The organism is Microbacterium sp. SA39, assembly GCF_000967865.1.
Taxonomy (GTDB): domain Bacteria; phylum Actinomycetota; class Actinomycetes; order Actinomycetales; family Microbacteriaceae; genus Microbacterium.
In genome coordinates, this window is record NZ_JXRU01000037.1 from 171,374 (window position 1) to 184,931 (window position 13,558).

Here is a 13,558-nt window from a genome sequence, read left to right on the forward strand (position 1 = left end):
GGCGCTATGCGAGTCCAACGACTCGATTCGATCGGTCATGATTTCAATTCACGGGCCGGAATGTTCCGTCGTGTCGCGATCGGAGTCGTCACCGCTCTGGTACTCGGTCTCCTGGGGACGATGCTGACTGCGCCTGCTGCGCAGGCCGACACGGCCCCGACAGATCCGACGCTGCCGGCGACGGTGAGTGCCGATCCGCTGCCGACGACGCAGATCAACGGCATCGTGTGGGCGCAGGCGGTGGCAGGCAACAAGGTCTACGCCGGCGGTCAGTTCACCAGCGCGCGCCCCGCGGGCGCGGCGGCAGGAACGAACGAGACCCCGCGCTCGAACCTCCTCGCCTACGACATCACGACCGGTGTGCTCGACGCATCGTTCAACCCGCAGGTGAACGGCCGCATCCTCGCGGCCGCGGTCTCACCCGACGGATCCCGCCTCTACATCGGCGGCGGCTTCACCGCCGTCGATGGCCAGAACCGCTATCGACTCGCCGCGTTCAACACCGCCACCGGGCAGCTGATCGGCAACTGGACCCCCGGCACGAACACGGTCGTCCAGGGCATCGTCGCCACCGACACCACGGTCTACGTGACCGGCGAGTTCTCGAACATCAGCAACACCACGCGTACCGGCGTCGCCGCTCTGAGCGCGTCGACGGGCGCCGTACAGGCCTTCAATCCGGTGCTCGCCGGCGGGTACGGCGCACGCGCCGTCGTCGTCTCGCCCGATAAGTCGAAGGTCGTCATCGCCGGATCGTTCACCTCGACCAACGGATCGACGAATCCCGGCCGCGGCATGGCGGCGCTGGACGCGACGACCGGCGGAAGCCTTCCTTGGGCGATCAACAGCGTGATCCGCAACGGGGGGACCGGCGCGTCCATCTACTCCCTCGCCTCTGATGGCGACAGCGTGTACGGCAGCGGCTACGACTTCGGCGGTTCCAAGACGGAAGACGACTTCGAGGGCGCGTTCCGCGCCAACTGGAGCGATGGCTCGATGGTCTGGATGGAGGACTGCCACGGTGACACCTACTCGGTGTACCCGACCGGCGGCGTGCTCTACACCGCGGCGCACTCGCACTACTGCGGCAACATCGGAGAGTTCCCGCAGCTCGATCCGTGGAACTTCAACTTTTCACTCGCCTTCGACAAGAACCCGTCGGACCGCACGATCACGCCCGACATCTACGGTTACCGCAGCTTCACCGGCAACCCTGCCGCCAAGCTGCTGCACTGGTACCCGACGTGGCAGCCCGGCACGGTCTCCGGAATGAGTCAGGCGGCCTGGTCGGTCACCGGCAGCGGCGACTACCTCCTCTACGGCGGCGAGTTCACGGCCGCGAGTGGTACTGCTCAGCAGGGCCTCGTGCGCTTCGCGAAGCCGGGCAAGGCGCCGAACAAGGTCGGCCCCACCATCAAGGGCGGCGCGTACCAGATCAGCGCGCAGTCGTTCCGCCCCAGCCAGGTGCGGGTGGCATGGTCGGCCAATTACGACGCCGACAACGCCAAGCTCACTTACGACGTGTACCGCCGCGACATCACGCAGCCGATCTACACGACCACGGCCGACTCGACGTATTGGGTCCGCCCGCGCATGACCTTCTCGGACACCGCGGTCACCGGCGGGCAGGCGTATGAGTACCGCGTGAAGGTCACCGACCCGAACGGCAACTCGACGACCTCTGACTGGACGTCGGTGACTGCTGCGACGTCGGGCACCGCGAACACCTACAACTCCGCGATCCTCGACGCGGCGCCGAAGTACTACTGGCCTCTGAACGAGACCTCCGGTGCCTCCGCGATCGACTGGATGGCGGGTAACGACCTCAATCTCGCAGGTGGCACGACGCGAGGCCTGCCCGGCCAGGTGCAGGGAGAGGCTTCCGCGTCCACTGCCTTCAACGGCTCGAACGGAACGGCCGCGTCGTCGGTCTCCGAGGTCGCGCCGAACACGTTCTCCGTCGAGGCATGGTTCCAGACGACGAGCACCAGCGGTGGGAAGATCGTGGGCTTCGGCAACAACGCGACCGGGGTCTCCGGAAGCTACGACCGCCACATCTACCTGAGCAACACCGGTCAGATCACTTTCGGCGTGTATCCGGGTGGCACGCGCACTCTCACGAGCAGCAGCGGCTACAACGACGGAAAATGGCATCAGGTCGTCGGCACGATGAGTTCCGCCGGCATGGTGCTGTACGTCGACGGGGTTCGCGTGGGAGCGCGCACCGACACGACGACCGGTCAGGACTACAGCGGATACTGGCGGGTCGGGGGAGACAGCCAGGGTGGCTGGCCTTCGGCCGGTTCCTCGAACTTCCTGAACGGGCGTATCGCGGACGTTGCGGTGTACCCGACCGCGATCTCGCGGAATGACGTCGATGCCCACTGGGTCGCCTCCGGGCGCACGTCAGCGCTGCCGGCAGCGCCGGCCGACGCATACGGCAAGGCCGTGTTCGATCTCGATCCGACGTTCTATTGGCGTCTGAACGAGACCTCCGGCACCGTCGCGGCGGATGCCGGTCGCGACGCCAGCACCGGAGCGTACAAGACCAGTGGCAACGCGTCGATTCAGCGCGGACAGACCGGAGCTCTGGCCGGAACGACCGACAAGGCGATCCGCTTCACCTCGTCCAAGGTCGGTTCCACGTGGACCAATCGACAGAACGTGATCAGCGACCGTCAGTACGTCTCTCCGAACACGTACTCGATCGAGACCTGGTTCAAGACGACCTCTAGCGGTGGCGGCAAGCTGATCGGCTTCGGCAACAGCAACTCCAACAATGCCAATGCGAGTTCCAACTACGACCGTCACATCTACATGGATGGGGCCGGCCGGCTCAAGTTCGGCGTCTACAGCGGCGGAACGCAGATCCTGACCGCGCCGAGCACCTACCGTGACGGGCAGTGGCATTATGTAGTGGCGCAGCAGTCTGCGAGCGGCATGCAGCTGTTCGTCGACGGTGTCGAGGTGGCCTCGAACGAGGTCTCGACCGCCGACCAGTACAGCGGCTACTGGCGGCTCGGAGGAGACACGACCTGGGAAGGCGACCCCTTCTGGGTCGGCACGCTCGATGAGCCGGCCGTGTACGCGGCTCCGCTGACGGCGAGCCAGGTTCTCCAGCACTATCAGCTCGGCGCGACGGGCACGCCGAACGAGCTGCCGGTCGCTCAGTTCACCGCGGCGACCACGGATCTCTCTGTCGCGTTCGACGGATCGACGTCGAGCGACCCGGAAGGACCGATCGCGGACTACAGCTGGGACTTCGGCGACGGACAGACGGGCACGGGCGTCACCCCGACCCACGTCTACGATGCGGCCGGCACCTACACGGTGACTCTGACGGTTCGTGATGGCGGCTCGCTGACATCCTCGATCAGCCACGACGTGATCGCCCGGAACCCGAACGTGTTGCCGACGCCCGCGTTCAGCGAGACCAAGGACTTCCTGAAACTCTCTGTCGATGCCTCGGCCAGCACGGACACTGACGGTACGATCGCCGCGTACGCATGGAACTTCGGTGACGGCGCGACGGCCACCGGGCCCACCGCCGAGCACACCTACGCCGCAGCAGGCACCTACCAGGTGTCGCTCGCGGTGACGGATGACCGGGGCGGCTCGGCGACAACGACCAAGTCGGTCCTGGTCGAAGCGGCCAACGTCGCTCCGACCGCCGTGGCCAACGTGGTCCGGGGGGCGGACGGAATGTCCATCACTGCAGAAGGCGCCGGATCCAGCGACAGCGACGGCACGATCGCCGCGTACGCATGGAACTTCGGCGACGGCGCCACGGCTACCGGTGCCACTGCGACGCACATGTACGCGACGGCGGGCACGTACACCGTGACTCTGAAGGTCACGGATGACGACGGGGCCACTCATCAGGTCACGGCCTCGGTCATCGTGGCTTCTGCGGCGACCGAAGACGTCATCGCGAAGGATGCCTTCGAGCGCACCACGACGGCGTCGTGGGGCACAGCTGAGGTGGGCGGCGCCTGGGCGACGACCGGCGGCGCGGCGGCGTTCTCCGTCGGAGACGGCGTGGGCAAGTTCGCGCTGGCTCCCGCGGCGACCCGGGAAGCACGACTGGCCGGAGCCTCCGGCACCCAGACGGTCACGTCGCTCACGATCGGCTCGAGCAACGCCACGAACGGCGGCGCGTTCAACCTGACGGTCAATGGCCGTCAGGTGGGAAGCGACACGTATTCGGGGCGTGTCAAGATCGAGGCGAGCGGTGCGATCCGGCTCTACCTCCTGCGAGGCGAGACCGCGATCGGTAACAGCGTCGTGCTGGCCGGGAACTACGCCGCCGGTGAGAAGCTCTCGCTCGCGCTGTCGGTCCGCGGCACGTCGCCGACGAACCTCTCGCTGAAGGTATGGCGGACCGGAACGACCGAGCCCGCCTCACCGCAGTTGCAGGCGACCGACACCACGGCTGCTCTGCAGACGGCTGGTTCTGTGGGGCTGAAGATGGCGGTCAGCTCGGTGTCGACGGTGTCGACGGTGATCTCGATCGACGACTACAAGGTGGTGACGGGCGCCACGGTGACTCCGCCCGCCAACCAGGCGCCGACGGCCGCGTTCACCTCGACGACGAGCGGGCTCACCGCGAACGTCAACGGGGGGACCTCGAGCGACTCAGACGGCACCATCGCCTCGTACGCCTGGAACTTCGGCGACGGGGGCATCGCGACCGGTGCGACCGCGTCGCATGCGTACGCCGTGTCCGGCACGTACAACGTGACGCTCACGGTGACCGACGATGATGGGGCGACGCGTTCGATCACGAATCCTGTGACGGTGACGGCACCGGTGAACCCGCCGGACCCGGCGGCTCCGGTTCCGCTGGCGACGGACGAATTCAACCGAGCCGTGACAGGCGGTTGGGGCACTTCCAACCTCGGCGGTGCTTGGGCGACGACTGGCGGCAACGCCGCATTCTCGGTGGCGGCAGGGCAGGGCGTCGTTACGCTCGCTCCGTCGCACACTCGAGAGGCGCGCCTCGCCGTGTCCGCCACCAACACGGTGCTGGATGTCACCTTCGCCGCTGACGTGGCGTCGGTCGGTGGAACCACCAGCATCACGCTGCACGGCCGCACCGTCGGGACGTCGGTCTACTCAGCTCGCCTGCGGCTCGAGCCGGCCGGTGTGGTGCGCATGTACATCCTCCGCGACGAGACGGCCATCGGGAACAGCTTCGTTCTCCCGACCGCCTATGTCGCGGGGCAGGTGCTGCACGCGCGCCTCTCGGTGACGGGAACCAACCCGACGACCATTGCTGCCAAGGCATGGGTCGAGGGCCAGACGGAGCCGCTCGCATGGCAGCTGCAGGGAACGGATGCAACAGCGGCCATGCAGGCTGCGGGCGGAGTCGGTATCAAGACCGCTGTCAGTTCGGCGTCGACCAACGCGTCAACGAAGCTCTCCTTCGAGCGCTTCGCCGCAGTGGTGCCGCAGCCGTAGAAACTGTCGGAGGAGGGGTGTGCGGCTTCGGCCTCACACCCCCTCTCTGTCCACCTCGCGCTCCAGGCGATGGCGCAGCCTTCTACGCGGTGCCGGTGGTCGAACGCGCGTACTCGGGAGTGACTCGACCGAGGGCGCCAAGGATGCGTCCTTCGGCGAACCAGGCGCGACGCTGCAGCACCGCATGCGCCGCGACGTTCCCGCGCCAGTGGGCCAGCATGCCCCGAATGGAGAAGACGATCAGGCGCAGCACTCCGCCGCCCAGATGGAGGGCACGCAGGAGCACCCTGCGAAGAGGGGAGCGGCTCCGGGTGAGGAGCGTGGTGCGCATCTGTCCCTGCGAGACCGTGCGTCGGCGTACGAACTCCCTCGTGGTGCGAGCGAGAGGGATCTCGTCCCTCACCACAGAGTCGGCCGAGGCGACGATGGACCCCCCCGCCGCGAGCACGGCTTTCCCGAAGAGCATGTCCTCCCCGCCGGCGAGTCCGAGGCTGGCGTCGAATCGCACCCCCATCGACCGCACTTGCGTTGCGTCGATCAACACGTTCCCCGTGGCGAGGGCGTCCAGGTACTGGCCGGTCCTGCGGCGGCGCCGGCGCATGAAGCCGCCGGCCACGATCCAAGGGTCGGTCCCGTCTGGCCACACATACTCGACGTAACCCATCACGACCGCTGGGCGATGCGAGGCCCAGACCTCGATCAGCGTTTCCAACCATCCGGCCTGGGGCATCACGTCATCGTCGACCATCGCCACCAGCTCCCCGACTCGGGCGGCGTCGAGCGCCGCTTGCCGCGCAGCGGCGATACCGGGAGTGGGTTCCGACACGTAGTCGACTCCGGCGTCAGTCGCGATGTCTACCGCCGAGCGGAGAGGGTCGTTGTCCACGATCGCGATGCGCACACGGCCGATCGCGCTGCCCGCGTGAGCGCGAATCGCCGCGACGAGAGCGGGAAGCAACTCGGTTCGACGATATGTCGTCACAGCGACCAGGACGGGCGGACCTTCGCCCTGCGGCGACGAATTGCTCATCCGATCAGTATGCCCCGCGGGGCTGCACCATGACCTTCGCGGTGCGCCACATGATCTGGAGGTCGTTCATGACCGACCAGTTCTCGACGTAGCGCAGGTCGAGACGCACACTCTCATCCCATGACAGATCGCTGCGACCGGAGACCTGCCAGAGACCCGTGATGCCCGGCTTGATGTACAGGCGACGGAACACGGTGCCGTCGTAGGCGGTCACCTCGCTGGGCAGGGGCGGACGCGGGCCCACGACGCTCATGTTCCCGATGAGGACGTTCCAGAACTGGGGAAGCTCATCCAGTGACAACTTGCGCAGCACGCGGCCGATGCGGGTGACCCGGGGGTCGTCCTTCATCTTGAACAGAAGGCCGGCGCCCTGGTTCTGCTCCTTCAGAGCGGCGAGCTGCTGCTCGGCATCCGTCTTCATCGAGCGGAACTTGATCATCTTGAACCGCCGGCCGTCCCGCCCGACCCGCTCCTGGAAGAAGAAGACGGGGCCGGGAGAGTCGAGCTTGATGAGCAGAGCCAGAGGAAGCGCGAGGAGCCCGATCGGGACGAGAGCCAGCGCGGCGACGGCGATGTCGAGAGCGCGCTTGAGCAGGTGCTGTCCGCCCTCGTAGGTCGGGATCTGCACCTGGATGAGCGGGAGCCCCTCGACCGGAGCGAACGAGATCCGAGGGCCGGCGACATCGGTGAGCCGGCTCGACAAGACGAGCTCGGCAGCGGTGCCCTCGAGCTGCCAGCTCAGCTGCTTCACGAACTCGGGGTCGCCCTCGGGACGGCTGGCGACGATGATCGTGTCGGCGCCCAGCTCGGCGGCGACCGACGACACGGTGTTCACGTTCCCCAGAACCGGGAACCTCGTGCCGTCGATCTCCACCTCACGGGCATTGCCGTCGAGGAGCGTCGCGCCGACCACCTGGTAGCCGGACGCGCCGATCGGATGCAGCGTGCGCACCACGTACTCGACGTCATCCCTGTTCCCCACGACGAGTGTCCGGGAGGTGAACCTCCCGGACACTCGTTGCGCCTGGAGCCAGTGGCGCCACAACCACCTGGTCACCAGAAGTGTCAACACACCGACCGGCAGCCCCAGCAGCAGCGTCAGTTGCATCGACTCCCATGCGAGCAGCACCGCCACGATGGCGATGATCCCGAAGGCGAGCCCGCTGGCGTGAGCCACGCCGCGGTACTCGGTGGCGCTCGCACGGAACAACGCGGCGTCCCGCGTGTGCAGAGCGCTGAGCATGAGGTACCAGAGCGCGGCGAGGGGGATGCCGTCGCGAAGGACCTCAAGCCCGGCGACGCCGGTGATCAGCTGGACCGTCGCGGTCAGGCCGACGGCGAACAGGATGACGGCCGCATCCGTGATCCGCAGTCGCATCCGATAGCGACGCTCCCACTGACGGCGTCTTTCCAGAGTTGCGGAGGCGCGGGGTGTGACCACCGTGCGCGTCACCGACTTGGTCGCTCTCGGAGCAGCGATCGGCATGAAGACCGCGCCCGGACGAGAGATGCTCAGAGCATCCTCGACGGAAGTCATGCCGAGGCCCCTTGAGCCGTGAATGTACGCAAAAATCCCCAGTGCGACATCAGTTGTTTCCCCAGATTTCCCCAAACCATGAACCCCACGTTCACGGCAATCGTCTGCGTCCCGACCCCTCGGGTCCTGCTGAAACTCGGTGATCCCACTCACGGAGTGCATTTCGCCGTCCCACACGGCGGTCGCTAGCAGCAGGCACAGCAGACTCAGATCACTGTAGCGGAAGGAGGGCGCCAGCGGAAGGTTTATCTGCCGAATGGATGTATCGGTTTTTTCGGACGGCTATTCTGACGCGGTGACCGCGAACCCCGACGCCCCGCGCTTCCAGCTCCGCCCGATGGCGCCCCGAGACCCCGCTCAGCCGCACCGCGCCGCCAGCCCCCTGGAACTCTTCTTCGATCTCGTCTTCGTCGTCGCGGTCAGCATCGCCTCGGCCCAGCTGCATCACGCACTCAGCAACGGTGACTTCCTGCACGGGGTCACCTCTTACACGATGCTCTTCTTCGCGATCTGGTGGGCGTGGATGAACTTCACCTGGTTCGCCACTTCCTTCGACACCGACGACTGGCTCTATCGCGTCACGACCTTCGTGCAGATGGGAGGCGTGCTGGTGCTGGCCGCGGGGATCCCTCGAGCCTTCGACGAGGGCGACTTCACGATCACGGTGCTCGGCTATATCGTCATGCGCGTCGCGATGGTGGGGCAGTGGCTCCGCGCCTCCCGCGCGGCAGGCCCTCTGCGAGAGGCGACGCGACGGTATGCCCTGGGTATCGCCGCCGTGCAGGTGCTCTGGATCCTGTTCCTGCTGATTCCCTCCGGTACGCTGCAGATCGCGGCCTTCGTGATCTTCGCGCTGATCGAGATCAGCGTGCCGGTGTTCGCGGAGCACCGCAGGCAGACGCCGTGGCATCCGCACCACATCACCGAGCGGTACGGGCTGTTCACCCTGATCGTGCTCGGCGAGAGCCTCCTCGCCTCGGCGAACGCGATCATCGACGCCCTCGACGAGGTCGACGCGCTCGGTCCGCTCATCGCGATCTCGGTGCTCACGCTGGTCGTCACGGCATCGCTCTGGTGGATCTACTTCTGGCCGCCGCATCACCGCGCCATCTCGTCCTTCCGCCGCTCGCTCCGCTACGGCTACACGCACTACTTCGTCTTCGCCGCTGCCGCCGCGTTCTCGGCAGGCATCGAGGTGGAGATCGACGTGCTCACCCACGAGAGTCGCATCTCGAACCTCGCCGCGTCCTTCACCGTCACGGTGCCCATCGCCGTCTTCCTCATCGGCATCTGGTGGATCGCGATCCGCGAGAACGCGGATCGGGTCGTGAACACGGTCGTGCCCGTCGGTTCGCTTCTCGTGCTGTTCGATCCGGTGCTGCCGATCCCGGTGACGCTGTCGGCACTGATCCTGGTGATCGTCGTGGTGACTCTGGTCCTTCGTCCCCCGGTGCCGCGCGACGAAAACTGAATGCTGCTATGCTGATGGAGCAACGTGTGTGCTGTGCCCCTCTCGGCCGCCACGTCGCCACTGATCAGGGCCATCACGGACCACGCACATCGATGCGCGCGGCATCCGCTCTGAATCTCACAACTTGCGGAGCGCCCACGCGTGCCCGCCACACAGCAATGAGCACCACCATGAGCATCACCACTTTTCCCCCGTCCGATCCGCTGGCCTGGAAGCAGGCCGACGCCGACGTCCACGTCGCCACCCGTGCCGGCGAGTTCGCCGGTTTCGTCGAGTTCGACGGCACCGCCCACCTCGTGCGCGACAACCACGGCACCGAGCTCGGCGCCTTCGATTCCCTCGACGACGCCCGCTCCGCACTCGAGCGCAACCACGAGGTCCGCACGCCGCGCGCGCACGGCCGCGGGAGTCAGTTGCCCATCGCGTTTCGACGTCGGCCGCGGCGCGCGCGAGCCTGACCGAAAACACATCGGTCGCGCCCCGTCAAGGGGGGCGAATGTATTCCCGGAGGCGCATGCGGCCGGGGTTAGTGTGAGGTAAGCGTTGGGCAGTCGCCTTGGGCTTCCATAGCTCAAGGGCTCCGATCGACGGGAGAGCATCATCTCCATCACCAAGGTCGAAACGACCGCAGCAACGCTGGGACCGATTCGTCAGACGTACGCCGGGAACGCTGAGTTCCCCCCGATGGCGCAGGCCTACAAGCAGGTCTCGCAGGTCGTGAAGGAGACAGGTCTCCTCCGACGGGCGCAGTGGTTCTACGTCGCCGTCGCCGCCGGCATCGCCGTCGCGCTCGGCGGTCTCATCACGGGCTTCATCCTGCTCGGCGACAGCTGGTTCCAGTTGCTCATCGCCGCAGGCCTCGGCATCGTCCTCACGCAGATCGCCTTCCTCGGTCATGAGGCGGCGCACCGTCAGATCCTGACCACGGGCCCGGCGAACTTCAAGCTCGCCCGGATCGTGATCGCCTTCATCGGCATGAGCTACGCGTGGTGGGACTCGAAGCACACCAAGCACCACGGAAACCCGAACCAGGTCGGCAAAGACCCCGACATCGAGGTCGACACGATCTCGTTCCTCGAAGAGGATGCCGCGAAGGCCAAGGGTCTCATCAAGCTGATCACCCGCAAGCAGGGCTGGCTCTTCTTCCCCCTGCTCACGCTCGAGGGGCTGAACCTCCACTTCCTCGGCCTGAAGTACCTTCTGACGACGAAGAACGTCAAGGGACGCTGGATCGAGCTCAGCATCATCGCTGCTCGTTTCGTGCTCCTCCTCGTTCCCGTGTTCATGATGCTCCCGCTCGGAATGGCGTTCGCCTTCCTGGGCGTGCAGTTCGCCGTCTTCGGTGTCTACATGGGTGCCGCGTTCGCACCGAACCACAAGGGCATGCCGATCATCGAGCCCGGCGCCCGTCTCGACTTCTTCACCAAGCAGGTGCGCACCTCCCGCAACATCAGCGGTGGATGGGCGACCACCTGGCTCATGGGCGGCCTCAACTACCAGGTCGAGCACCACCTCTTCCCGAGCATGCCGCGTCCGCACCTCGCCAAGGCGCGGGAGATCGTCCGCGACTACTGCCTCGCGAATGACGTGCCGTACACGGAGACCAACCTCCTGCGTTCGTACAAGATCGTGATCGACTACCTCAACCGGGTCGGCCTCTCCGCCGGCGCGGACCCGTTCGACTGCCCCGCCGTCGCGCAGTTCGGCCGGGCGTAACAGCTCAGCATCAGCCCGGCATCGCGAGAGCTTTCTCCGCGGTGCCGGGCTTTTCTGTGCGCGGCCCGCGCGATCGGCTCAGAGCAGACCGAGCTCCGGCGCCAGTGTGACCGCCCTCGTGCGGTGCGAGACCTCGAGCTTCTCGAAGACGTGCAGCAGATGCGTCTTCACGGTCGCCTCGCCGATGAACAGCTCGCGGGCGATCTCCGGATTCCTGCGGCCTCTGGCGACCAGGCGGAGCACCTCGCGCTCACGCGGACTCGGCGCCGGCCGCGAACCTCGATCACGTCTTCTGTCATGCCTCTCACACTGCCCGCCGGGAGCGTCCGGCGACGGCCGTGGAACGGATGAGGGCGGCATCCACCGATCGGTGGATGCCGCCCTCAGACCCTGGAGGAACGTGTCAGCGCTTGCTGCTCTCGTCGGCGTCGACCACGTCGATCGTGATCTTCTCGAGCGGGCGGTCGTCGTCGAATTCGTCCTCGAGCACCTCGTCGCCGCGGAACTCGTCGCCGGACGTCTCGTCGGCGGATGCTGCTGCGTCGGTGGTCGGAGCCGACTCGGTGACCTCCGGGAGTGCCTCTTCGGAGAAAAGGCCGTCCGGTCGGATCAGCTCGCGCACTTCGGCCATGAAGCTGGTCAGCTGCTGCTGCTGCCAGCGCAGCTGACGGGTGCGGTCCTCGGCGTCATGCAGCACGGCGGTGGTGTGGCCGGTGACCGAGTCGACGATCTTCTGAGACTTCACACGCGCCCGGTCGAGGATCTCGCGAGCGCGCAGCCGTGCGTCGGCCTCGATCGTCTGCGCCTGCGAGCGGGTCAGACGCTCGTAATCCTCGGCCCTGGCCGAGATGCGCTGGGCGTGCTCGAGCGAGGCGGCCACCTGCTCGTTGGCGTCGGTCGTGATGCGCTCGGCGTGAGCGACGGCCTGGTTGTGCAGCACGAGGAACTCCTGTTGCGCATCGTCCTGTCGGCGCGTCAGCGTCTCTTCGAACTCGAGGACCCGCGCGTTCATATCGCGCACCTCGCGCTCGGCATCCGCACGCAGCTGGGTCGTCTCACGGGTGACGAGCGAGCGCAGCGCCGCAGCGCCCTTCTCGGCCTCCGTGCGGATCGCGGTCGCTTCCTGCGCTGCCTGGTTCACCTTCTCGGCGGCGTGCGCGGCCTCGCGCTCGATGCGCGCCTCGTGCGCGGCGTACTCGGTGTCCATCTTCAGACGCACCTGGTCGGCGTCGCGCTGCGCCTGGGCGGTGATGCGCTCGGCATCGGCCTGTGCCTCTGCGCGCTGTGCGGTGACCTCCTCCCGAGCCGACGACATCAGCCGGTCGGCCTGCACTGCCGCGTTCTGGATGAGGACGTTGGCCTGTTCCTCGGCGACGCGCAGGATGGCCTCGAACTGCTGACGCGACGGCGCCTCCTTGCCGTCGGGCTGCGGCGCGTCGACGAGTTCCGAGGTGAGCGTGGCGATCTGCTGCTCGGCGTCGGACGCCTTGGCCGCTGCGGCGGTGAGCTCGCCCTCGAGAGCCTCGCGAGCCGACCGTTCCTCGGCGCGAATCGTCTCGACCGTCTCGGTCTCGCGCGCCTTGGTCTCGGCGAGGTCGCTCTTGAGCTTGTCGAGCTCGGTGCGGAGGGTGCTCAGCGCGGCATCCACTTCGCCCTTGTCATAGCCGCGGAATCCCACAGTGAACGGCGCCTGCGGTTCGCGCGGGTTGGTCTCGATCAGCTGATCGAAGAAGTCTGGCGACCGCTCGTCGCGATCGTTGCTGCCGGAGGATTCGCTCATGAGGTTCAAGCCTTTCTGACGAGGCCACGTCGCGGAGCTGCGGGTCCGTCCCGTCGTGCGGGAGCGCGTGGGCCGTTGGGGAGGTCGTGTGGGGCTCACGCCACGGCCGAGACCTGGCGGAGGTCAGGCCGAGCGCTGGTGCGCATCCAGCCTAGTTGCGTCTGCCGTCTCATGCGCGCTCAGTTTCCACGGGCGGCGATGGCGTCTCAGCGCCCCGCGACCAGATTGTCCAGCACGAGTTCTCCGGTGGCGTTGAGGGCCTTCATCATGTCGGCGATCAGGTGCGGATCGACGGGAGGCGGATCTGCGCTGTCGAAACCGAACTGCAGCGGGATCGCCGGATGGATCCAGACCGTGGCCCGCTGGTCGACGGCGTGGTCGATCGGGCGCCACGTCATCATGAAGCTCTCCTGGCGGCGGAGCTTGGTCGCGATGACGATCTTCAGATGCGCCAGCGTCTTGTCCTCGATGAGGATCGGTTCCGAGGTGCCGTCGTAACGGAGTCTGCCCATGAATGAAAGGTACACCGCGCGGCACGGCCCCGAGCATCGTCGTATGCCCGGG

The 13,558-nt window shown here is 66.9% G+C and carries 8 protein-coding genes and 1 pseudogene; 4 read left to right on the top strand and 5 right to left on the bottom strand.

Translation table 11 applies throughout. The features are described 5' to 3' along the window. Window positions 1-60 precede the first annotated feature (60 nt). Window positions 61-5,460 (top strand): PKD domain-containing protein, encoded by a 5,400-nt coding sequence (locus RS85_RS20220; RefSeq protein WP_046014110.1) that lies wholly within the window; start codon window positions 61-63, stop codon window positions 5,458-5,460. Between the two features lie 82 nt (window positions 5,461-5,542). On the opposite strand, the gene RS85_RS14250 is transcribed toward RS85_RS20220, so the two are convergent. After that, window positions 5,543-6,490, bottom strand: coding sequence for a glycosyltransferase family 2 protein (locus tag RS85_RS14250; protein ID WP_046014111.1), 948 nt, complete (start codon window positions 6,488-6,490; stop codon window positions 5,543-5,545). 4 nt (window positions 6,491-6,494) lie between these two features. Continuing rightward, window positions 6,495-8,027: a sugar transferase gene (locus RS85_RS14255; RefSeq protein WP_046014112.1), complete on the bottom strand. Its 1,533-nt coding sequence runs from the start codon at window positions 8,025-8,027 to the stop codon at window positions 6,495-6,497. Window positions 8,028-8,364: 337 nt separating this feature from the next. Between RS85_RS14255 and RS85_RS14260 the strand changes: the two genes are divergently transcribed. The 3 genes from RS85_RS14260 to RS85_RS14270 all read left to right on the top strand — a co-directional run bounded on the left by RS85_RS14260 (window position 8,365) and on the right by RS85_RS14270 (window position 11,214). Beyond that, entirely contained in the window at window positions 8,365-9,498 is a 1,134-nt protein-coding gene (locus tag RS85_RS14260; RefSeq protein WP_046014229.1) for a low temperature requirement protein A, read from the top strand. Window positions 9,499-9,668: 170 nt separating this feature from the next. After that, complete coding sequence (locus RS85_RS14265) at window positions 9,669-9,956, top strand: hypothetical protein (protein WP_152642434.1); 288 nt, start codon at window positions 9,669-9,671, stop codon at window positions 9,954-9,956. A gap of 139 nt (window positions 9,957-10,095) precedes the next feature. After that, complete coding sequence (locus RS85_RS14270; protein ID WP_200894851.1) at window positions 10,096-11,214, top strand: fatty acid desaturase family protein; 1,119 nt, start codon at window positions 10,096-10,098, stop codon at window positions 11,212-11,214. Window positions 11,215-11,292: 78 nt separating this feature from the next. On the opposite strand, the pseudogene RS85_RS20085 reads toward RS85_RS14270, so the two are convergent. From RS85_RS20085 to RS85_RS14285, 3 genes and pseudogenes are all read right to left on the bottom strand, one after another. Beyond that, window positions 11,293-11,484 (bottom strand): annotated as a pseudogene (locus tag RS85_RS20085) (response regulator transcription factor); the annotation flags it as partial. Between the two features lie 133 nt (window positions 11,485-11,617). Next, a complete protein-coding gene (locus RS85_RS14280) occupies window positions 11,618-12,994 on the bottom strand; it encodes a hypothetical protein (protein WP_052703583.1) in 1,377 nt (458 codons plus the stop codon). A gap of 206 nt (window positions 12,995-13,200) precedes the next feature. Further along, window positions 13,201-13,506, bottom strand: coding sequence for a DUF7882 family protein (locus RS85_RS14285; RefSeq protein ID WP_052703584.1), 306 nt, complete (start codon window positions 13,504-13,506; stop codon window positions 13,201-13,203). Between the last annotated feature and the right edge of the window lie 52 nt (window positions 13,507-13,558).

Excerpts from the sequence above, each read along its gene's own strand:
- RS85_RS20220 (WP_046014110.1), top strand. The coding sequence starts at position 61 with ATGTTCCGTCGTGTCGCGATCGGAGTCGTCACCGCTCTGGTACTCGGT.
- RS85_RS14250 (WP_046014111.1), bottom strand. The coding sequence starts at position 6,490 with ATGAGCAATTCGTCGCCGCAGGGCGAAGGTCCGCCCGTCCTGGTCGCT.
- RS85_RS14255 (WP_046014112.1), bottom strand. The coding sequence starts at position 8,027 with ATGACTTCCGTCGAGGATGCTCTGAGCATCTCTCGTCCGGGCGCGGTC.
- RS85_RS14260 (WP_046014229.1), top strand. The coding sequence starts at position 8,365 with ATGGCGCCCCGAGACCCCGCTCAGCCGCACCGCGCCGCCAGCCCCCTG.
- RS85_RS14265 (WP_152642434.1), top strand. The coding sequence starts at position 9,669 with ATGAGCATCACCACTTTTCCCCCGTCCGATCCGCTGGCCTGGAAGCAG.
- RS85_RS14280 (WP_052703583.1), bottom strand. The coding sequence starts at position 12,994 with ATGAGCGAATCCTCCGGCAGCAACGATCGCGACGAGCGGTCGCCAGAC.
- RS85_RS14285 (WP_052703584.1), bottom strand. The coding sequence starts at position 13,506 with ATGGGCAGACTCCGTTACGACGGCACCTCGGAACCGATCCTCATCGAG.